Source organism: Erwinia mallotivora (genome assembly GCF_000590885.1).
Classification (GTDB): domain Bacteria; phylum Pseudomonadota; class Gammaproteobacteria; order Enterobacterales; family Enterobacteriaceae; genus Erwinia; species Erwinia mallotivora.
In genome coordinates this window covers 20581-39651 of sequence record NZ_JFHN01000027.1, presented here as the reverse complement: position 1 = coordinate 39651, position 19071 = coordinate 20581, and the positions used below count along the sequence as shown (strand labels likewise).

Below are 19071 nucleotides of genomic sequence, written 5' to 3'. Positions count from 1 at the left end.
GCATGGCAATTTCTGGCATTGACGATACGGAGATCGCGATAAATGGCATTTCAGACATGGCAAGTCGGCCTGGATATCCAGAACGGACAACTTTGCGCAGTGGGCATCCAGCGGCGTCGCCACGGATGGCAACTACGCCACTGTTGGCAACATGCGCTGCCGCACGATACGTTAACCCATGGCAGGCTGCAACGTTCCGGGGTGATCCAACTCGTATTACAGCGCTGGCGCAGGCAACTTCCCGGTGGCGTTTCGCTAAGAGTGGGTTTTCCGCCTCAGCTGGTGTTGCAGCGTCAGATTGACTTGCCTCACCAGCAATTACGCGAACCAGAGCGCGAAAGTTACATTGCCGCCGCCGCGAGACGTGTTTTTCCGGTTGAACCTGAAACGTTGAAGATTGATTACCGTCAGCCGACAGCGCATGGCGGGCAGTTGTGGCTCACGGCCACCCGGCGTGATGCGTTGCAAAGTTGGCTCAACTGTCTGCATGAAGCCAGGTTAAAACCCCAGGTACTGGAGCTGACGCCAGCTGCGCTCTTTGCTCTGGCGAAAAATATGCGGCTCGATTCACAAGCTGCGCTGATCCATCGGCTGCACGATCACTGGTTATGGTTTTGCCCTCTGCATCAGCAGGGATGGGGCTGGTGTTCACTGGAGGAAGCGCCGGATTTTAACGCCTTACGTCAGGCACACCTGCCAGACATCTCCTCATTTTATTACAGCGCCATCATGGAAACCTCCCTGCCAGAAAGCGCGCAGTGGCTCGATCCGCTGAATGCTTTTGTCCACAGACAACCTCCGTTACCGCTTAATGCGGGCGCATTTACACTGGCTGCCGGACTGGCGCTGCGGCCGGGAGATTGCTGATGGTTTGGGTCAATCTTCTGCCGTGGCGTGCCCGACGTTTCAGCGCCAGGTTACATCGCTGGTCGCTGGTTTTACTGCTTATGTTGGCGGTATTTCTCACCATCTTGCTGCCAGTCGTCGGGCAGCAATCGATCAACGTCAGGCTGAGGCAGGTTGTAGAAAGGCAGTTGCAATCAGGTCAGCAACTGAAGGTGATCGAAGCCAGGGCTGAAGAACTGGTTCGACAGCGGGGAGTGCTTCAGCAGCAGTTAAGGCTACAGCAGCAACAGCAGCAGCAAACGGGTGAATGGGCTGACTTTACTGCTGAGCTGGCCAGAAAATTGCCTGAAACCATGTGGCTGAGTGAGATGAACAAAAATGCGCAATACCTCAACCTGAAAGGCTTTTGCCTGAAGATGACGGATGTCCAGGCGCTCCGGGCACAGTTGTTGCAGATGCCCTTATTCAGCCGGGTGCAGACAGGCAAACTGAGTCGTAATCAGCAGGGGTTTATTCAGTTCAGTCTGCAAGCTGTACTGCGGGCTGATACTGCGAAGGCATCTGAAATTCTGGAGGAGCAGCATGACTCGTAACCTGCTTATCGGCTGGCTGTATCTTCCTTTATGGATGCGGATTTTGCACCTTTTGCTGTCCGGCACTCTGGTGTTAACCGCTCTGTGGCTGGGAGGAATGCGGCCCGTGCTGCATCAGGCTGATGAACTCAGCGCAACTCAACGACAACATTCAGCACGTAACCAGGCGATGTTGCGACGTCTGCTGCGCCAACCGCCATTACTCCTGCTTGAGTCTGAACTGGTGCAGTTACAACAGGCATTATTATCTGTTAAGCGTCCGGCATTCTCACTGGACGGACTGATCTCCTCTTCAGGCGGCACGTTGGAGGCATGGCGGCCAGATAATCAGGGCGGTGAGCTGACAATGCGGCTTCGCTGGCCGGAGTTTCAGGCTGTGCTGCAATACCTGCGCAGTTTGTCAGCAGGCGTTATGCTGACAGGATTTATGCTCAGGGAGCAGGAGGGATTGCTGTCCGTTAAATTGTCACTGGTGCTGAATGATGATTTTTAATCGATGGCGGTACAATTTACTGCTCTTCAGCCTGCTGTTTTCACCCGCAGGCCAGTCTGAACGCGATCCTTTTCAGCCGCCGCAGGAGGCAGATTGTCTCAACGTGCAACCTGCTGCTGCTCCCTGGCAGTTACGGGGCATAGTTGGCCAGCCAGATGACTATCGTGCATGGCTGGTTTCACCAGAGGGTAGGGGAAAACTATGGGCAAGGCAGCAGTCGCCAGGAAATCAATGGCAACTGTCGCAGGTGGATGCGCGTGGTCTCACCCTTGCCAGTATGCAGGGCTGTAAGGCCGTGCTGAAAATGACATTAAAAGGAGATATCTATGCCAGGGATAAAGGCAATTCTGCCGCTGTTACTGATGATGGCGCTCTTTCCGCAGCGCGCCAGCCCCACCGGGTTGTCTCTGGCGTTCGATGAAGCTCCCGTGGGCCAGGTTCTTCAGGCGCTGGCGGATTATCAGCAGTTAAATCTGGTGATTGCACCCGGAGTGGAAGGGGAATTATCTGTCCGCTTACAGAATGTGCCGTGGCAGCAGGCGCTGAAACTGGTGGCGCGCATGGGAAAGCTGAGTATCGAACGCGAAGATAATATCCTGCTGGTCTGGCCGCAAAGTTGGCAGCAGGAAAAAGAGCATCAACAGGTTTTGCGCCATCAACAGCAGGAAAACACGCTTCCTTTGCATACCCTGGCATTAACGTTGCGCTACGCTGATGCGACAACCGTTCGCGCCAGTCTGGAGGCGGAGCGGGAAAAACTGATGACGTCGCGCGGTAGCATCACGGTTGATACGCGCACCAACAGTCTGCTGCTGCGCGATACCCATGCCGCCCTGGAGGAAACCCGACGCTGGATTACTGCTCTTGATCAGCCACTGGAGCAGGTCGAGCTGGCGGCGCACATTGTCACCATCAGTGAAGACAGCCTGCGCGAACTTGGCGTGAGTTGGGGGCTGAGCGGGGATGAGCAGGTCAACAAAGCACTGCGGGCCAGCCAGCTAAGGGTGGATTTGGCTGCCACCAGCCCTGCGCTGACCGCAGGCGTATCCGTGGCCCGGCTGAACGGACGATTGCTGGATCTGGAACTGAGTGCGCTGGAGCAGGAAAACAAGCTGGAGATCATTGCCAGCCCCCGTCTGTTCACCTCACATCAACAAACTGCCAGCATCAAGCAGGGCACCGAAATTCCCTATGAAGTCGCCAGTGGCAGCAATGGCAGCACGTCGGTGGAATTTAAAGAAGCGGTACTCGGAATGGAAGTCACGCCGGTGGTGCAACCCAATGGTCGGATATTGTTGAAGTTGCATATCAGCCAGAATCTGCCGGGGAGCACCGTCAGCAGTGGTGAAGGTGAATACATTGCCATTGATAAGCAGGAGATCCAGACCCAGGTGACGGTAAAAGATGGTCAGACGCTGGCACTGGGGGGAATTTTTCAGCGGCAGAACACTCAGGGGCAAAGCAAAGTACCGTTGCTGGGCGATTTGCCGCTGCTGGGGACGTTGTTTCGCCATTCGACATCCGCGCAAAAAAGACGGGAACTGGTGATCTTCATCACTCCCCGCTTGATCGGTGAGCAATAATGCTTTTTTTGGCACAAACTGAGTCGCCCGTGGCTTTTTTGGCTGAATGCAACCATATGCGTTTGACGCAAGAGCGGAATTAGCTTACAAGGTTTAGCGATTTTGATTTTGAAGCACGGTTCTGGTTTCGCGGAGGTACTTTATCCACTCTTTATCGTGCGTAAACAGCGCAGCCGGTGCAGCAATATCGGGCTGGCAATTAACATAATGAAACGCGCCTGGCGTGTGCGCGATGGGCAAGGTCAATTTAATCGGTTGCCAAAACACCCTCAGTGTTGAGATAATTTTCGTCTGACTCTCGCACTATCGCTCATGAGGTTTCAGTTCATGTCCTGTCCGGTTGGACGGGGTATCATTAACGAATTGTCTTAGTAATACCAAAAAAATGGCAGAGAAACGCAATATCTTTCTGGTTGGGCCTATGGGTGCCGGCAAAAGCACTATTGGGCGTCAGTTAGCTCAGCAACTCAATATGGAATTTTTCGATTCTGATCAAGAAATTGAGCGACGTACCGGAGCGGATGTGGGTTGGGTGTTCGACGTCGAAGGCGAAGAAGGCTTTCGCGATCGCGAAGAAAAAATCATCAATGAACTCACCGAAAAGCAGGGCATTGTGCTGGCCACCGGTGGTGGTTCTGTAAAATCCCGTGAAACTCGTAATCGTCTTTCTGCACGTGGTGTCGTGGTCTATCTGGAAACCACAATCGAAAAGCAACTGGCACGTACTCAGCGTGATAAAAAGCGCCCTTTGTTACAGGTGGATTCTCCTCCGCGTGAAGTGCTGGAAGCGCTGGCAGATGAGCGCAACCCATTGTATGAAGAGATCGCTGACGTCACTATTCGCACCGATGATCAGAGTGCGAAAGTGGTCGCTAATCAAATCATTAACATGTTAGAGAAGAGCTGAATCAGGCTCACCGCGCCTGCGGGCCAAAGTCATTAAGGTGATACGCTTCATGGAGAAGGTTACCGTCACTTTGGGGGAGCGTAGTTACCCCATTACTATTGCTGCCGGACTGTTTAACGATCCGGCATCTTTTTGGCCGTTGAAGGCGGGTGACAGAGCGATGCTGGTCACTAACCAGACGCTGGCACCTGTCTATCTTGACGCCCTGCGTCAGCAACTGGAAAGTGCTGGCGTTCGCGTCGATCAGGTGGTCCTGCCCGATGGCGAACAGTATAAAACTCTGGCGGTAATGGATCAGGTTTTCACCGCGCTGCTGGAAAGACCACACGGTCGCGATACCACGCTGGTTGCCCTGGGCGGTGGAGTCATCGGGGATCTGACGGGTTTTGCTGCTGCCAGCTATCAGCGGGGCGTCCGGTTTATCCAGGTTCCCACCACGCTGCTGTCCCAGGTTGACTCCTCCGTTGGCGGCAAGACTGCCGTCAATCATCCTCTTGGCAAGAACATGATTGGTGCGTTTTACCAGCCAGCTTCGGTGGTAATCGACATCAATTGTCTGAATACCCTTCCACGTCGTGAGCTGGCTTCAGGGCTGGCAGAGGTCATCAAATACGGCATTATTCTGGACGGCGAATTTTTTCACTGGCTGGAAAACAATCTTGACGCGTTGCTGGCGCTCGACAGTAACGCGATGGCTTACTGTATACGCCGTTGCTGTGAACTTAAAGCAGAGGTGGTGGCCGCAGATGAACGTGAAATGGGGCAACGCGCGCTACTGAATCTTGGCCACACTTATGGTCACGCTATTGAAGCACACATGGGCTACGGAAACTGGTTACACGGCGAAGCGGTGGCGGCAGGTATGGTCATGGCGGCCCGCACCGCAGAGCGCCTGAATCAGTTTGGGGCACATGAGACGCAGCGGATTATTGCGCTGTTGCAGCGTGCCGGGTTACCTGTCACCGGGCCGGAAAGTATGGCAGCAGAAGCATATCTGCCCCATATGATGCGCGATAAAAAAGTGCTGGCAGGTGAGCTGCGTCTGGTTCTGCCCGTGGCCATCGGCAAAGCAGAAGTGCGAAGCGGTGTCGGGCATGATACGGTTCTGGCTGCCATTAACGATTGTCAGCAAAGCTGAGGCTGTCTGTGGCCCGGATTTAATTGATGAAGCAACCGCTGCTCACAGGGTGTGGGGCGGCATATCCGATCTACTGGAGGAGGTTGAATGGACGAGTTCAAACCGGAAGACGAGTTAAAACCAGATACCAGCGATCGCCGTCCACAGCGGTCCCGCAAGGCGTCTTCCGCCCCTAAAGTGCCCGTTTCCCGTCAGCATATGATGATGGGGATTGGTATTCTGGTTCTGCTGCTTTTGGTCATCGGTATTGGTTCGGCCTTAAACACTACGGGCACCAGTAACCCGCAGTCTGCACAGCAGTCGACCTCTTCCCAGCCAGCGAATTCAGGCAGCGGTGGCGATAAAAATATCGATCTCTCCGCTTCGTCTTCAATGAGTGGCCAGCCAGCTACACAGCAGCCCGCTTCTCCGTCTGCCGCGTCTGGTAATGGCGGCGATAAAAGTATCGATCTTTCTGGTTCGTCATCAATCAGCGGCCAGTCCGGGTCGCCGCAAACTGGCAATAACCCTCAGGAACTGAGCGCACCTGCTGTCTCGCCAACGCCGACTCAGGCGGCTCCCGTGCAGACGCCAGCCAATCAGCAACGCGTTGAATTGCCTGGCGATCTCAACAGTGCTTTAAGCAGTCAGCAAGGCCAGGTTGATAATGCGGCGCAAGGTTCTCAGGATAATGGAAGCTCGTTGCCGACCACTCCGGCAACGGTAGTGCCAGGCTCGCATCCTGCTGCCAGTGCCAGGCCGACGGCCAGCCCCAGCCAGCCGCGGCAAACATCACAGCATCCTGTGGCTCAGCATCAGAACAAACCGGCTGCCACTCATAAGCCTGCCGTTTCTCAGCCGGTGAAAGAGAGTAAACCACATGCGGCAGCCAGCCCGGCAAAAACGGCCTCCACGTCGGTGCCCGCAGGGAGCTATACTTTGCAGCTGAGCAGCGCTTCCCGTTCTGAATCACTGAATGCATGGGCGAAAAAACAGAATCTGAGCAGCTATCACGTGTATAAAACCACGCGTAATGGTCAACCCTGGTTTGTGTTAGTGAGTGGTTCATACGCGACGCCAGCCGACGCCAAACGTGCGGTTGCCTCTTTGCCAGCTGAAGTTCGGGCGCAAAATCCGTGGGTGAAACCAGTCAGCCAGGTCAGGAAAGAAGCAACAAACTAACCGGGGCCGGATTTATTCGGCCAGTGATGAAAGTCAGGCCTGAACGGTTGGGCCTGACCATCCAAAGCGCAGATATGCTGTTGGTATGACCGCAGCCAGAAGAGTAACTGTACTAAAACGACGGCATGAAAAAAAATCGCGCTTTTTTGAAGTGGGCAGGGGGTAAATTCCCACTGCTTGATGATATCCAACGTTACCTGCCTGAAGGAGACTGTCTGATAGAGCCTTTTGTTGGTGCGGGATCGGTGTTTCTTAACACCCGCTTTCCACGCTACGTGCTGGCCGATATCAACAGTGACCTGATCAATCTCTATAACATCGTCAAAACCCGCGTTGACCAGTTTGTCGTCAGTGCCCGTGAGCTTTTTACCCGTGAAAGCAACAACGCGGAGTTCTATTATTTGTGCAGGAAAGAGTTCAATCAGTGTACCGATGCTTTTCGCCGTGCGGTGCTGTTCTTGTATCTCAATCGTCACTGCTACAACGGGCTTTGTCGTTACAACCTTAGCGGTCAATTCAACGTGCCGTTTGGCCGTTATCACAAGCCTTATTTCCCTGAAGAAGAACTTTACTGGTTTGCTGAACGCTCGCAGAGTGCAATCTTTGTCTGTGAATCATACGATGTTACCCTGAGCAGGGCGCAGCAAGGGGCGGTGGTGTACTGCGATCCTCCTTATGCGCCGCTGTCGGCTACGGCGAATTTTACTTCTTATCACACCAACAGCTTCAGCTTGTGGCAGCAGCAACATCTGGCCGAGCTGGCGGAGAAACTGGCGCGAGAAAGCCGCATTCCGGTACTGATTTCCAATCACGACACGCCGATGACCCGTGAATGGTATCAGGCTGCGCAACAGCTACATCAGATTAAGGCCCGGCGTTCAATCAGTCGCAATGGCAGTGGCCGCACCCAGGTTCAGGAGCTGTTAGCACTGTTTGAAGGCGGCTGAACCTCAAATGCAGTTCGTGCCTGGCTTCACAGGCGCGCTTAACTGGGAGAAATGGATGAAACAGTTTTTACTTGCCCCATCAATTTTGTCTGCTGACTTTGCCCGCCTGGGTGAAGACACCGCCAAAGCTCTGGCTGCGGGTGGTGACGTAGTACATTTCGACGTGATGGATAATCACTATGTTCCCAATCTGACAATGGGGCCGATGGTGCTGAAAGCACTGCGTGATTACGGTATTACTGCCCCGATTGATGTGCATCTTATGGTGAAGCCGGTTGACCGTTTGATTCCTGACTTTGCAAAAGCGGGTGCCAGCTATATCACTTTTCATCCTGAAGCTTCTGAGCATGTTGATCGTTCGCTACAACTGATTAAAGAGCACGGATGCAAAGCGGGACTGGTATTCAACCCGGCGACGTCGCTCAGCTATCTGGATTATGTCATGGATAAAATTGACGTGATTCTGCTGATGTCCGTTAATCCGGGTTTTGGCGGCCAGTCTTTTATTCCGGCGACGCTGGACAAGCTGCGTAAGGCCCGGCAGCTTATCGACCGCAGCGGCTACGATATCCGTCTGGAGGTGGATGGCGGTGTTAAAGTGGATAACATTGCTGAGATTGCAGCGGCAGGTGCCGATATGTTTGTCGCCGGTTCAGCAATATTTGGTCAGTCCGATTACAAAAAAGTAATCGAAGACATGCGCACCGAACTGGAGAAATCACGTCATGGATCATTTCACTGACATTCGCGGAGTTGCTTTCGACCTCGACGGGACGCTGGTTGACAGCGCGCCGGGTCTGACCAGTGCGGTAGATGCTGCGCTGACTGATACTGGTTTACCTGCTGCCGGTGTTGCGCGGGTTGCAACCTGGATTGGCAATGGTGCCGATATTATGATGGAGCGCGCTTTGCACTGGGCGCTTGGGCATCCGCCAGGGGACGAGCAGTTACGTGAAGTTCGTGCGTTGTTTGATAAGCATTACGCCCGCACGGTTGAAACGGGCAGCAGGTTGTTTCCTGAAGTGAAGGAAAGCCTTGCAGCGCTCGCTGCCAGTGGTTTGCCTCTGGCAATAGTCACCAACAAGCCAACCGCCTTTATCCAGCCCCTGCTGATTTCACTGGGGATTGAAAACCACTTCTCGCTGATTTTGGGCGGTGATGATGTGGTGGCAAAGAAACCACACCCTGCGCCATTATTCCTGGTGCTGGGTAAACTTGGCTTGTTGCCGCATGAGCTGCTGTTTGTCGGTGATTCCCGCAATGATATTCTCGCTGCCCGCTCGGCAGGCTGCCCCTGCGTGGGCATGACTTTTGGCTACAACTACGGCGAGCCAATTGCCAGTTCGCAGCCGGACCTTGTACTCGATCATTTTAACGATTTGTTGCCCGCACTCGGGCTGTCATTACCAGGATGAAACTCATGAGCAAACCCATCGTATTTAGCGGCGCACAGCCCTCCGGCGAACTGACCATCGGTAATTATATGGGTGCGCTGCGTCAGTGGGTCAGCATGCAGGATGATTACGACTGTATTTACTGCATTGTCGATTTACACGCGATTACCGTGCGTCAGGACCCGGCTGCATTGCGCAAGGCGACGCTGGACACGCTGGCGCTCTATCTGGCTTGCGGTATCGATCCTGAGAAGAGCACTATTTTTGTTCAGTCCCACGTCCCTGAGCACGCTCAGCTGAGCTGGGTTCTTAACTGCTACACCTACTTTGGTGAGCTGAGCCGCATGACGCAGTTTAAGGACAAGTCAGCGCGCTATGAAGAGAACATTAACGCCGGTCTGTTTGATTATCCGGTGTTAATGGCGGCTGATATTTTGTTGTATCAGACCACTCAGGTACCGGTTGGCGAAGATCAGAAGCAGCATCTGGAGCTGAGCCGCGACGTGGCGTCACGCTTTAATGCCCTGTACGGTGAGGTATTTAAGATTCCTGAGCCGTTTATCCCCAAATCCGGTGCCCGTGTCATGTCACTGCTGGAGCCAACCAAAAAGATGTCCAAGTCTGATGACAACCGTAATAACGTCATTGGTCTGCTGGAAGACCCAAAATCAGTGGTAAAGAAAATCAAGCGTGCCATGACAGATGGTGACGAGCCACCGGTGGTCCGTTACGACATCAGGCAGAAGGCTGGCGTATCTAATTTGCTGGATATTCTCTCCGGGGTGACGGGTCAGAGCATTCCGGAGCTGGAGAAACAGTTTGAAGGCCAGATGTATGGTCACCTGAAAGGGGCCGTGGCGGAAGCGGTTTCCGGCATGTTGACGGAGTTACAGGAACGTTACCACCGTTACCGTAATGACGAAGCGTTTCTTCAGCAGGTGATGCGCGAAGGAGCTGCTAAAGCGCGGGCACAGGCCCAGGAAACCCTGAGCAAAGTCTATGCTGCTGTGGGATTTGTTGCCCAGCCATAACCACCAGATATGACCAGAAGGAGAGAGATTCTGCTTCTGGTTATTTTGTCTTTTTCATGGTCAGAATTGCTCCGTCATACCAGTAAAGCGTCATGGTATTTCTGACCGGTACGGTAACCACGGCACCCGGTCCCCACGGCTGCTTACCGCATACCACATTAAATCCATTTACTACCCGATAACCCATCTCAGGATCGTTATGGTCGGCAGGTGTCAGAGTGGGCTGACCGGTGCAATTATCGATTGCCGGATCGATGGCCCGATCTTTGGTTCCTTTGGTCCAGATGATTTTATCCGCAGAGAAAGTCACCTCTGCGCCCATATACTGAGGGTCATTTTCCACTACCGCCTGAATGCCGTCGCCATTAACCTGCACGGCCTTAACCTGCCAGCGCCCTTGTAATGCAGAGTAGTCCAGCGCGGCGGCACAACTCAACTGGCTGACTCCAGTCAGCAACACAGCAAACCACAGGCGTTTCATGCTAATTCCTTCAGATATCGGGTAAAAAATCAGTATAGATAAGAATGCCGTCGCGATATATAACCTTGCGGTTGGTTTATGACAGCGTTTTTTGCCCGATTCCGCTTCCACCAGTTGTGCCTGCCTGGCGGTTGCTACTGCATTGGCAGATGTTCAGGGACTCAGGGGCAGCAATCTTCCGTGCAGCAGCGGAAATCGGTGGTATGGTTAACAGATACCACTGATATTGAGGAGCGTTTCCATGCAGGCTGTTAATTTAAAATGGATTAATCACGTTCGTTTGCCGTGGCGCGAGGGACTCTGGCAAATCGGAATTCGCGATGGCGTGTTCAGCTCAATTTCTCCTCAACCACAAAATGCGGCGACAGATGATGCGCTGGATGCGGAAGGTGGTCTGGCATTTCCGCCATTTATCGAACCACATATTCACCTGGATACCACGCAAACCGCGGGTGATCCGGCCTGGAACGAATCGGGAACGCTGTTTGAAGGCATTGAGCGCTGGGCAGAACGCAAGGCGCTGTTAAGCCATGATGACGTAAAAAAACGCGCCCGGCAGACGCTGAAATGGCAGATAGCGAATGGTATCCAGTATGTCCGCACGCATGTTGATGTCTCCGACCCAACGCTGACCGCACTGCGGGCAATGCTGGAAGTAAAAGAGGAGATGGCACCGTGGGTGGATATCCAGATTGTGGCTTTTCCTCAGGAGGGCATTCTCTCCTATCCGGATGGTGAGGTGTTGCTGGAGGAGGCGCTGAAGCTGGGTGCCGATGTGGTTGGGGCTATACCTCATTTTGAGTTCACCCGCGAATATGGCGTCGAATCGTTACATAAAACCTTCGCCCTGGCGCAGAAATATCAGCGTATGGTGGATGTCCACTGCGATGAGATTGACGATGAACAATCGCGGTTCGTTGAGACGGTCGCTGCGCTGGCCTTACGTGAAAAAATGGGGGCACGCGTCACCGCCAGCCACACTACGGCGATGCACTCCTATAATGGCGCTTACACATCACGCTTGTTCCGCCTGCTGAAACTTGCGGGCATTAATTTCGTCGCCAATCCGCTGGTGAATATTCATCTGCAAGGCCGTTTTGACACCTATCCTAAACGCCGCGGTATCACCCGGGTGAAAGAGATGCTGGAGGCCGATATTAACGTCTGTTTCGGCCATGATGATGTCTTCGATCCCTGGTATCCACTGGGCACCGCCAACATGTTACAGGTGCTGCATATGGGGCTGCATGTCTGTCAGTTAATGGGCTATGGTCAGTTGGATGAGGGGATAAAGCTGATTACTACTCACAGTGCCAGAACGCTACAACTGAATGACTACGGCATTCAGACCGGCAATCGCGCCAGTCTGATCATTCTCCCCGCCGAGAGCGGTTTTGATGCGCTACGCCGTCAGGTGCCGGTGCGCTGGTCAGTGCGTAATGGACGAGTCATTGCGGAAACTCAACCGGCAGAAACCCGCATTTATCTTGATGAAAGCGAACGGATCAATTTCAAACGGTGATGACTGCGGGCAGACCAGGGTGGCCTGCCCGCATCACTCTTTAGTGAGCCGCGTTCTTACCATGCAGCTTGTGTTTGCTGACAAAACCGAGCAGCAGACACATGATAAATACCACCGCATAGAGGCCGTTGGCGGTGAAAAGAGCGGCGTGCGGGCCCCCTCTTTCAACGATCGGACCGGTAACCACGAAGGTCAGCATCGTACCGACCGTTCCACATGTCAGAATAAAATTCACCAGTTTGGGTGAAGAAATCCGGGTTTGTAGTGAACCAAGGGTAATAATGGTGGTGTAAATAGCACTGGAACAAAAACCCAGGCTTATCATGATCCACTTCAGCATCGCGGCATCGGTGGTGCTGATAAACCAGTACATCAATAAGGTGGAGAGCAGGGCCAGCAGGGTAACGATGCGCTGTGGGTCAAAAAAGCGCAGGATGGCACTGAATGCCCACATTCCTATCATGTAAGAGGTCCAGAAGTTGCCGACCAGCCCACCTGCCTGGCCCAGGTCCATTGCCATATTTTTGGTGGCATATTGTGGCACCCAGCCAATAAAGCCCAGCTGTCCCAGGATATAACAGAGCGCCGCCACCGACAGCAGCAGGACACCAACGCCCCATTTTTCTTTTTCCGCCGTCTGCTGCGTTACCGCCTGCTTACCCAGAACCGGGAATTCAAAGCACAGTGCCAGCACAAAGATCGCGACATAGATCACCCCGATGCAGACATAAACCCAGTACCACGGCAGCGCGCGCGCCAGCAGAGCGGCGGCAATGACAGGGAAAATAGTACCGGCCATACTGAAAAAGGAATCGGTAAACAGCAGGCGCGACCCGCGCTGACGTCCCTGATACAGATGAGTAATCAGGAATGTACCAATCGACATGGTGATGCCACTGACCACGCCCAGCACGAACATACTGAGAGAAAAAACGCTCAGGCTGTGGCTGGTCATCAGGCCCAGCACCGCCAGCACCATCAGGACAAAGCCAAATATCAGCTGGCGTTTAAGGGGAATAATTTCCATCAGCCAGGCATTCAAAAACACGGCTGCGAGGATACCCGCGTTGAGAAAGGTAAAGGTATTACTCATCTGCGCGACTGGCAGGTGAAAATAATCAGCAATATTTTCCAGCACCATGCCAGTCACAATGACGACCGCGCCCGTAAGTGCGTAGGAAAAGAAACTGATCCAGGTAAGCCCAATTCGATCGCGATTAGTCATAGTGGATGCCTGTGAGTCTGAAGGATCGTGAGGCGGACGCCCACGGTAAGCGTCGGCAGTGTAACGATTTTCGTGATCGGCATAAATGAATAATGAAATATTCTGTTTCATATGCATTGAATTTGTGATGTAAATCAACTTTTTTCCGCTGAGGGAATCAGGCCTTTTTTAAGGCTCAGCAGGTAAATAAAAGTAAAACGCTGGCGCGTTGATAAGGGCCTCTTTACAATCAATGTGGTTTTTTTGGCTTGTCGCCCTTAGTAAGGAATTTTTCATGCTAAAACGTACGTTAACAGCGGTTGCTACCGTGTTTGCTCTCTCCACGCTCTCCTTTTCTGCGCTGGCTGCGAAAGGAGACACGCATGTGCTCCTGACTACCTCTGCCGGTAATATTGAGCTTGAGCTTAATAATCAGAAAGCCCCGGTTTCGGTTAAAAACTTCGTCGATTACGTTAATAGTGGTTTCTATAACAACACCACCTTCCACCGCGTTATTCCTGGTTTTATGGTGCAGGGCGGTGGCTTTACCACCGATATGCAGCAAAAAACGACGAATGCGCCAATCAAAAATGAAGCGGATAACGGTTTGCTGAATAAACGCGGCACCATCGCTATGGCGCGTACCGCAGACAAGGACAGTGCTACCAGCCAGTTCTTTATTAATGTGGCTGATAACGCTTTCCTCGATCATGGTCAGCGTGACTTTGGCTATGCCGTATTTGGTAAAGTCGTGAAAGGACAGGACGTTGCGGATAAGATCTCTCAGGTTCCTTCGCAGAACGTTGGCCCTTACCAGAATGTACCGGTGAAGCCGGTGGTGATCCTCTCCGCTAAAGTGCTGCCTTAACCTTCCTGCGGGGCGGGCTATGCATCGTTGTTGTTGCGATATAGTCATCACCCCGCTGGTCACTTCCGTAAAGAACCGTGCCCCCTTTTCCCATGTGGAGCATCAATGCTGTTATTAATTGATAATTACGACTCTTTCACCTGGAATCTCTATCAGTATTTTTGTGAGCTTGGAGAAGAGGTCGAGGTTCGGCGGAATGATGCGCTGACTTTGGAAGATATTGCTGCTCTGCGCCCGGATCACCTGGTGATTTCCCCCGGACCCTGCACACCCGATGAGGCCGGAATTTCGCTGGCGGCAATTATGACCTTTGCCGGAAAGTTGCCGATCCTTGGCGTATGCCTGGGACATCAGGCTATTGCTCAGGCATTTGGTGCACGAGTGGTGCGGGCGCGGGAAGTGATGCATGGCAAGACTTCCGCGATTGAGCACAATGAGGTCGGTGTTTTCCGGGGCCTGAAGCATCCGCTGACGGTGACGCGTTATCATTCGCTGATTGTTGAGAAGGACTCTCTCCCGGCAGAATTTGATATTACCGCGTGGTCGATACGTGATGGTCAACCTGATGAGATTATGGGATTTTGTCACCGGCACCTTCCCGTGCAGGGGGTTCAGTTTCATCCGGAAAGCATTCTTAGTGAGCAGGGGCATCAACTGCTGGAGAATTTTTTGCGGCAGTAAAATAGTTGCTCTAAATTGATTTTTTATGCATATTTTATGACTATAATTTCACATTCTCGGTAATGTATAAAAATGAGGTCGTCAATGGCAGCGGACAAACTAGCGGTAACACGGAAGACGTTTGATAAGGTGATTTTGCCTGTTTATGCACCAGCACAATTTGTGCCGGTCAAAGGCAAGGGTAGCCGGGTCTGGGATCAACAGGGAAAAGAGTATATCGATTTCTCTGGCGGCATTGCAGTGACTGCACTGGGGCACTGCCATCCGGCACTGGTTGATGCTTTGAAAACCCAGGGCGAAACCCTGTGGCACACCAGTAACGTCTTCACCAACGAACCCGCCCTGCGCCTTGCCAGCAAGCTGATTGCTGCGACCTTTGCCGATCGCGTTTTCTTTGCCAATTCTGGTGGGGAAGCCAATGAAGCGGCCTTCAAGCTGGCGCGTTACTATGCTGCCAAACGTCACTCGCCTTATAAAAGCAAAATTATCGCTTTCCATAACGCCTTTCATGGACGCACATTTTTTACGGTTTCTGTTGGTGGTCAGCCGAAATATTCTGATGGTTTTGGTCCTAAACCCGCAGATATTGTCCATGTGCCGTTTAACAATCTGGACGCGGTGAAGGCGGTCATTGACGATCATACCTGTGCGATTGTGGTTGAGCCGATTCAGGGCGAGGGCGGCATCATTCCGGCGACTGAAGCGTTTATGCAGGGGCTGCGCCAGCTGTGTGATGAACATCAGGCGTTACTGGTGATGGACGAAGTACAAAGCGGTATGGGCCGCAGCGGCAAGCTGTTCGCATATGAACATTACGGCGTGGTGCCCGATATTCTGACCACGGCAAAAGCGTTAGGCGGGGGTTTTCCCGTCAGTGCGATGCTGACGACGAATGAGATTGCCTCCACCATGTCGCCAGGTGTGCATGGTACGACCTATGGCGGTAATCCGCTGGCCTGTGCCGTAGCCGAAGCGGCGCTTGACGTGATCAATACCGCAGAAGTACTGAACGGCGTGGAAATTCGCCGCCAGATGTTTGTGAATGCGTTGAAGGCAATCGATGCCAGTCTGGATGTGTTCAGTGAGATCCGGGGGAAAGGGCTGCTGATTGGTGCGGCTTTGAAACCGCAATATGCCGGTAAGGCGCGTGATATTCTCAATGCCGCTGCCGCAGAAGGCGTGATGATCCTCAATGCCGGGACCGATGTTATCCGTTTTGCCCCCTCGCTGGTGATTGAACCGGCAGATATCGAAGAGGGAATGGCGCGCTTTGCGGCGGCGGTAACAAAACAGTTGTCTGCTTAACACGTCCCCTGCCAACCGGCCTGCGCAATCAGGCCGTTTTTCTTAAACGCCGTGACAGCCAGCGACCATGATGTGGGCGATTGGCCCACGCCAGTGATGAGATGGTGTGCATCACGTTAAGATGCCCCAGAATCCGCTGCACATGTCTTTCCAGAATGGTCACCGCGCCCTGCGGACGTTCAGTTTTCGCTTCCATGATGTCGGTTTCCTGGCCTGGGCCATCATATTCCAGCCGCTGCTGACAGCGCTGTAGGGCGATTTCACACCGCTGTAAATAGCCTTCCGCCAGTGATGGCGTCAGCATGGTATGCTCGCGGGCGAGAATGGTCATGGCATTAATATGCTCAACGATAAACTGGCTGTGCGTAACCCACAGCTTCATATCGGCAAGATAACGGGTATTGAATCCCGGTTCCTGCATTGCCTGGTTGAGAGAGTTAAATAGCGCATTGTGGGCCTGATTAACTTTAATCCGCTGGTATGCCAGCTTCTCTGGTTGCTCCTCGCTACCCAGCAGCATTTGCAGCGCATCCTGGTAAGCGCCCAGCGCATCATGGGCATTCTGCCGCAACAGGCCACTTTGCCACTGTGGCCACAGCCAGACCATACCACCAAAGGCAATCAGGCATCCCATCAGCGTGTCCATCAGGCGTGGTAGTAAAAAATCTGCGCCATTCAGCGACAGGAGTTGCAGGGAATATACCGCCGTGACCGTAAAGCCAACCATGGCCCAGCCATAAAATTTACGGATAAACAGATAGCTGATCAGGGTGATTGCCAGCATGATCAACAGCACCAGAGATTCCGGGGCATGCAGCCGCAGGGTAATGGCAGCGATGACCAGCCCGGCGAAGGTGCCAAGCGCCCGGTGCTGAATTCTCACCCTGGTGGCACTGTAGCCATTCTGGCTGACAAACATCACCGTCATCAGGATCCAGTAAGGTTTAGGCAAATCAAAAAACAGCGCCAGCGAACTGGCAAAACTCAGCATCACCGCGAAGCGGGCGGCGGTACGCAGCGCCGAAGACTTCAGTGAGAGATAGCTTTTTATCGCGGGCAGCAATGGCAACCTGCGCTGACGGTCCGCCATCAGGTCGCGCTGATAAAGAGGGCGCTGAGTACGCAGCACGCGCGCAATACGGCTGAAATGGTAATAACAGAAGTTGCCGACCGGATTATCCGGATGCTGACGGGCAATTTTTGCCAGTGCCTGCAACTGCTTATCCATCGTAAAGCGTTCAGGTAACCGATGATAAAGAATGTCGTCTGCCAGCCTGCGTAGCCGGGCGGCAATCGTTCGGGCATTCCAGCGGATCACTGCTTCAGCGTGGCTTTGTTCCACCAGTTTTTGCACCTCTGTCGGCTGGTGCAGGCTGACGGAAATGTGCTCCTGTAAATCCAGCGCTACCTGAAAGGCGCGGGTCAGCCGTTTATGATGATTGTGATTATTGGCGGCTAACATATGCATCTGCTGATAGCAGGTGGTGATTAAATCCACCGCTTTTTGCTGGCGGGTAAGCAGTGGCGGCAGGGCCTTTTCCGGATCGGTTAGCTTTGTCAGCAAAGAATATTTTGCCTCGCAATAATCAGCCAGCTCACGATACATCAGGCTCAATGTTTCCCGCATCGGCTGCTCTTTCCACAGCCAGAACCAGAACCAGTTGAAAACACCATACCAGACGGTGCCCAGTATATAGAGCACAGGGGGCTGCCAGATGGGCATTCTGCCGGCAAGACTGAGAGTGAAAATAGCGGCAATCAACGAACCGGGTAACAAGCGGCCGTGCAGGGGACTGATTTCTCCGGTGACGCCCAGCAACATGGCCATCACAAACAGGATGGCGGGCAGGGGAATCTGCTGTTCGCCGAGATACTGGATAAGAAAGCTACTAAAGGCAAAGAGGCTGCCGCCAACGGTCAGACGTTTGAAAAAACGTTTGTGGGGTGTATCCAGTCCAGCAATGTTGCAGCAGGCTGGAACCAGAGAGAAGAGTAATCCGTTTTGCAGGTAGCCCGTCAGCCATCCGACAGCGACGGGCAGACAGAGCACCATTGTCTGGCGTAATGCGTAATTAACTTCGGGGTGATAAATGATTCTACGCCACATGGCTCCCTACCGATAAAAGGCGCAACAAAACTGTTACGCCGTGGAGCAGAGTCGTTTAGCGTGTGCCATAAACCACGATGGTTTTCCCATGCGCTGAAATCAGATTCTGATCTTCCAACATTTTCAGGATACGGCCCACTGTTTCACGTGAGCAGCCAACGATCTGACCGATCTCCTGACGGGTAATCTTAATCTGCATACCGTCCGGGTGAGTCATGGCATCTGGCTGTTTGGCCAGATTAAGCAATGTCTGGGCGATGCGGCCGGTGACATCAAGAAACGCTAAATTACCTACTTTCTCTGATGTTACTTGCAGGCGGCGCGCCATTTGCGAAGAAAGGCGCATCAGAATTTCCGGATTAACCTGAATCAGCTGACGGAATTTTTTATACGAAATTTCAGCAACTTCACAGGCGGTTTTTGCCCGAACCCACGCACTACGTTCCTGACCTTCTTCGAACAGGCCAAGTTCGCCAATAAAATCACCCTGATTGAGATAAGAGAGGATCATCTCCTTGCCTTCTTCATCCTTGATAAGCACCGCTACCGCGCCTTTGACAATGTAGTAGAGCGTTTCCGCTTTTTCACCCTGATGAATCAGCGTGCTTTTGGATGGATACTTATGAATATGGCAATGTGACAGGAACCATTCAAGTGTCGGGTCTGTTTGCGGTTTGCCGAGAACCATTCGTTGTTATCCTCTGTTGTTATCGTGCCTTAAATTCAGGGGCAGAATTCCCTGTCAGGCGATGAAATACTGAAGCGTTACCCTGTCAGGAAATTTTTTCTGGCCTTAGCTCAAAGCCTGGC

20 protein-coding genes are annotated in these 19071 nt (G+C 52.9%); 16 read left to right on the top strand and 4 right to left on the bottom strand.

Going from position 1 to position 19071, the window contains the following annotated elements; all coding sequences use genetic code 11:
- Positions 1-42: 42 nt before the first annotated feature.
- The 12 genes from pilM to trpS all read left to right on the top strand — a co-directional run bounded on the left by pilM (position 43) and on the right by trpS (position 10093).
- Positions 43-867 carry a type IV pilus biogenesis protein PilM gene (gene pilM, locus BG55_RS04795; RefSeq protein WP_034934897.1) on the top strand — a complete coding sequence of 275 codons (825 nt, stop codon included), beginning with the start codon at positions 43-45 and terminating at the stop codon, positions 865-867.
- Positions 867-1439 carry a PilN domain-containing protein gene (locus BG55_RS04790; protein WP_034934894.1) on the top strand — a complete coding sequence of 191 codons (573 nt, stop codon included), beginning with the start codon at positions 867-869 and terminating at the stop codon, positions 1437-1439. The genes pilM and BG55_RS04790 overlap by 1 nt, the downstream gene beginning before the upstream one ends.
- The gene (locus BG55_RS21345; protein WP_052018695.1) at positions 1429-1932 is read left to right on the top strand and encodes a HofO family protein; all 504 of its coding nucleotides are present in this window, start codon (positions 1429-1431) and stop codon (positions 1930-1932) included. The genes BG55_RS04790 and BG55_RS21345 overlap by 11 nt, the downstream gene beginning before the upstream one ends.
- Positions 1919-2353 (top strand): DNA utilization family protein, encoded by a 435-nt coding sequence (locus BG55_RS04780; protein ID WP_052018694.1) that lies wholly within the window; start codon positions 1919-1921, stop codon positions 2351-2353. Before BG55_RS21345 ends, BG55_RS04780 begins: the two co-directional genes overlap by 14 nt.
- Positions 2259-3515, top strand: coding sequence for a DNA uptake porin HofQ (hofQ, locus tag BG55_RS04775; RefSeq protein WP_420889605.1), 1257 nt, complete (start codon positions 2259-2261; stop codon positions 3513-3515). Before BG55_RS04780 ends, hofQ begins: the two co-directional genes overlap by 95 nt.
- Positions 3516-3900: 385 nt before the next feature.
- Complete coding sequence (aroK, locus tag BG55_RS04770) at positions 3901-4422, top strand: shikimate kinase AroK (RefSeq protein ID WP_034934892.1); 522 nt, start codon at positions 3901-3903, stop codon at positions 4420-4422.
- A gap of 49 nt (positions 4423-4471) precedes the next feature.
- Positions 4472-5560, top strand: a complete 1089-nt coding sequence (gene aroB / locus BG55_RS04765) for a 3-dehydroquinate synthase (RefSeq protein WP_034934890.1) — start codon at positions 4472-4474, stop codon at positions 5558-5560.
- A gap of 87 nt (positions 5561-5647) precedes the next feature.
- Entirely contained in the window at positions 5648-6721 is a 1074-nt protein-coding gene (locus BG55_RS04760) for an SPOR domain-containing protein (RefSeq protein ID WP_034934886.1), read from the top strand.
- A 125-nt stretch (positions 6722-6846) separates the two neighbouring features.
- Positions 6847-7668 (top strand): adenine-specific DNA-methyltransferase, encoded by an 822-nt coding sequence (dam, locus tag BG55_RS04755; RefSeq protein ID WP_034934884.1) that lies wholly within the window; start codon positions 6847-6849, stop codon positions 7666-7668.
- 55 nt (positions 7669-7723) lie between these two features.
- Positions 7724-8410, top strand: coding sequence for a ribulose-phosphate 3-epimerase (gene rpe / locus BG55_RS04750; RefSeq protein WP_034934928.1), 687 nt, complete (start codon positions 7724-7726; stop codon positions 8408-8410).
- A complete protein-coding gene (locus tag BG55_RS04745) occupies positions 8394-9083 on the top strand; it encodes a phosphoglycolate phosphatase (protein WP_034934882.1) in 690 nt (229 codons plus the stop codon). Before rpe ends, BG55_RS04745 begins: the two co-directional genes overlap by 17 nt.
- A 5-nt stretch (positions 9084-9088) precedes the next feature.
- Positions 9089-10093 (top strand): tryptophan--tRNA ligase, encoded by a 1005-nt coding sequence (gene trpS / locus BG55_RS04740; RefSeq protein WP_034934880.1) that lies wholly within the window; start codon positions 9089-9091, stop codon positions 10091-10093.
- Between the two features lie 40 nt (positions 10094-10133).
- Here trpS and BG55_RS04735 read toward each other — a convergent pair whose 3' ends face one another.
- A complete protein-coding gene (locus BG55_RS04735) occupies positions 10134-10574 on the bottom strand; it encodes a hypothetical protein (RefSeq protein WP_034934877.1) in 441 nt (146 codons plus the stop codon).
- Positions 10575-10815: 241 nt separating this feature from the next.
- Here BG55_RS04735 and BG55_RS04730 point away from each other — a divergent pair, with 241 nt between their 5' ends.
- Positions 10816-12096 carry a cytosine deaminase gene (locus BG55_RS04730; protein WP_034934874.1) on the top strand — a complete coding sequence of 427 codons (1281 nt, stop codon included), beginning with the start codon at positions 10816-10818 and terminating at the stop codon, positions 12094-12096.
- 40 nt (positions 12097-12136) lie between these two features.
- Here BG55_RS04730 and tsgA read toward each other — a convergent pair whose 3' ends face one another.
- Positions 12137-13321, bottom strand: a complete 1185-nt coding sequence (gene tsgA, locus BG55_RS04725) for an MFS transporter TsgA (RefSeq protein ID WP_034934927.1) — start codon at positions 13319-13321, stop codon at positions 12137-12139.
- A gap of 274 nt (positions 13322-13595) precedes the next feature.
- On the opposite strand from tsgA, the gene ppiA reads away from it, so the two are divergent.
- The 3 genes from ppiA to argD all read left to right on the top strand — a co-directional run bounded on the left by ppiA (position 13596) and on the right by argD (position 16154).
- The gene (gene ppiA, locus BG55_RS04720; protein WP_034934872.1) at positions 13596-14168 is read left to right on the top strand and encodes a peptidylprolyl isomerase A; all 573 of its coding nucleotides are present in this window, start codon (positions 13596-13598) and stop codon (positions 14166-14168) included.
- 105 nt (positions 14169-14273) lie between these two features.
- Positions 14274-14849 (top strand): aminodeoxychorismate synthase component II, encoded by a 576-nt coding sequence (locus tag BG55_RS04715; RefSeq protein ID WP_034934871.1) that lies wholly within the window; start codon positions 14274-14276, stop codon positions 14847-14849.
- Between the two features lie 84 nt (positions 14850-14933).
- Entirely contained in the window at positions 14934-16154 is a 1221-nt protein-coding gene (gene argD, locus BG55_RS04710) for a bifunctional acetylornithine/succinyldiaminopimelate transaminase (protein ID WP_034934868.1), read from the top strand.
- 28 nt (positions 16155-16182) lie between these two features.
- On the opposite strand, the gene BG55_RS04705 is transcribed toward argD, so the two are convergent.
- The gene (locus BG55_RS04705; RefSeq protein WP_034934866.1) at positions 16183-18261 is read right to left on the bottom strand and encodes a YccS/YhfK family putative transporter; all 2079 of its coding nucleotides are present in this window, start codon (positions 18259-18261) and stop codon (positions 16183-16185) included.
- Between the two features lie 55 nt (positions 18262-18316).
- Positions 18317-18949 (bottom strand): cAMP-activated global transcriptional regulator CRP, encoded by a 633-nt coding sequence (gene crp, locus BG55_RS04700; protein ID WP_034934863.1) that lies wholly within the window; start codon positions 18947-18949, stop codon positions 18317-18319.
- Positions 18950-19071 lie beyond the last annotated feature (122 nt).

What these genes read in the sequence shown, in the direction of transcription:
- aroK (WP_034934892.1), top strand. Translation starts at nt 3,901, where the DNA reads ATGGCAGAGAAACGCAATATCTTTCTGGTTGGGCCTATGGGTGCCGGC.
- BG55_RS04780 (WP_052018694.1), top strand. Translation starts at nt 1,919, where the DNA reads ATGATGATTTTTAATCGATGGCGGTACAATTTACTGCTCTTCAGCCTG.
- BG55_RS04790 (WP_034934894.1), top strand. Translation starts at nt 867, where the DNA reads ATGGTTTGGGTCAATCTTCTGCCGTGGCGTGCCCGACGTTTCAGCGCC.
- BG55_RS21345 (WP_052018695.1), top strand. Translation starts at nt 1,429, where the DNA reads ATGACTCGTAACCTGCTTATCGGCTGGCTGTATCTTCCTTTATGGATG.
- argD (WP_034934868.1), top strand. Translation starts at nt 14,934, where the DNA reads ATGGCAGCGGACAAACTAGCGGTAACACGGAAGACGTTTGATAAGGTG.
- BG55_RS04735 (WP_034934877.1), bottom strand. Translation starts at nt 10,574, where the DNA reads ATGAAACGCCTGTGGTTTGCTGTGTTGCTGACTGGAGTCAGCCAGTTG.
- dam (WP_034934884.1), top strand. Translation starts at nt 6,847, where the DNA reads ATGAAAAAAAATCGCGCTTTTTTGAAGTGGGCAGGGGGTAAATTCCCA.
- aroB (WP_034934890.1), top strand. Translation starts at nt 4,472, where the DNA reads ATGGAGAAGGTTACCGTCACTTTGGGGGAGCGTAGTTACCCCATTACT.
- rpe (WP_034934928.1), top strand. Translation starts at nt 7,724, where the DNA reads ATGAAACAGTTTTTACTTGCCCCATCAATTTTGTCTGCTGACTTTGCC.
- BG55_RS04730 (WP_034934874.1), top strand. Translation starts at nt 10,816, where the DNA reads ATGCAGGCTGTTAATTTAAAATGGATTAATCACGTTCGTTTGCCGTGG.
- BG55_RS04705 (WP_034934866.1), bottom strand. Translation starts at nt 18,261, where the DNA reads ATGTGGCGTAGAATCATTTATCACCCCGAAGTTAATTACGCATTACGC.
- BG55_RS04760 (WP_034934886.1), top strand. Translation starts at nt 5,648, where the DNA reads ATGGACGAGTTCAAACCGGAAGACGAGTTAAAACCAGATACCAGCGAT.
- ppiA (WP_034934872.1), top strand. Translation starts at nt 13,596, where the DNA reads ATGCTAAAACGTACGTTAACAGCGGTTGCTACCGTGTTTGCTCTCTCC.
- BG55_RS04715 (WP_034934871.1), top strand. Translation starts at nt 14,274, where the DNA reads ATGCTGTTATTAATTGATAATTACGACTCTTTCACCTGGAATCTCTAT.
- pilM (WP_034934897.1), top strand. Translation starts at nt 43, where the DNA reads ATGGCATTTCAGACATGGCAAGTCGGCCTGGATATCCAGAACGGACAA.
- trpS (WP_034934880.1), top strand. Translation starts at nt 9,089, where the DNA reads ATGAGCAAACCCATCGTATTTAGCGGCGCACAGCCCTCCGGCGAACTG.
- tsgA (WP_034934927.1), bottom strand. Translation starts at nt 13,321, where the DNA reads ATGACTAATCGCGATCGAATTGGGCTTACCTGGATCAGTTTCTTTTCC.
- BG55_RS04745 (WP_034934882.1), top strand. Translation starts at nt 8,394, where the DNA reads ATGGATCATTTCACTGACATTCGCGGAGTTGCTTTCGACCTCGACGGG.
- hofQ (WP_420889605.1), top strand. Translation starts at nt 2,259, where the DNA reads ATGCCAGGGATAAAGGCAATTCTGCCGCTGTTACTGATGATGGCGCTC.
- crp (WP_034934863.1), bottom strand. Translation starts at nt 18,949, where the DNA reads ATGGTTCTCGGCAAACCGCAAACAGACCCGACACTTGAATGGTTCCTG.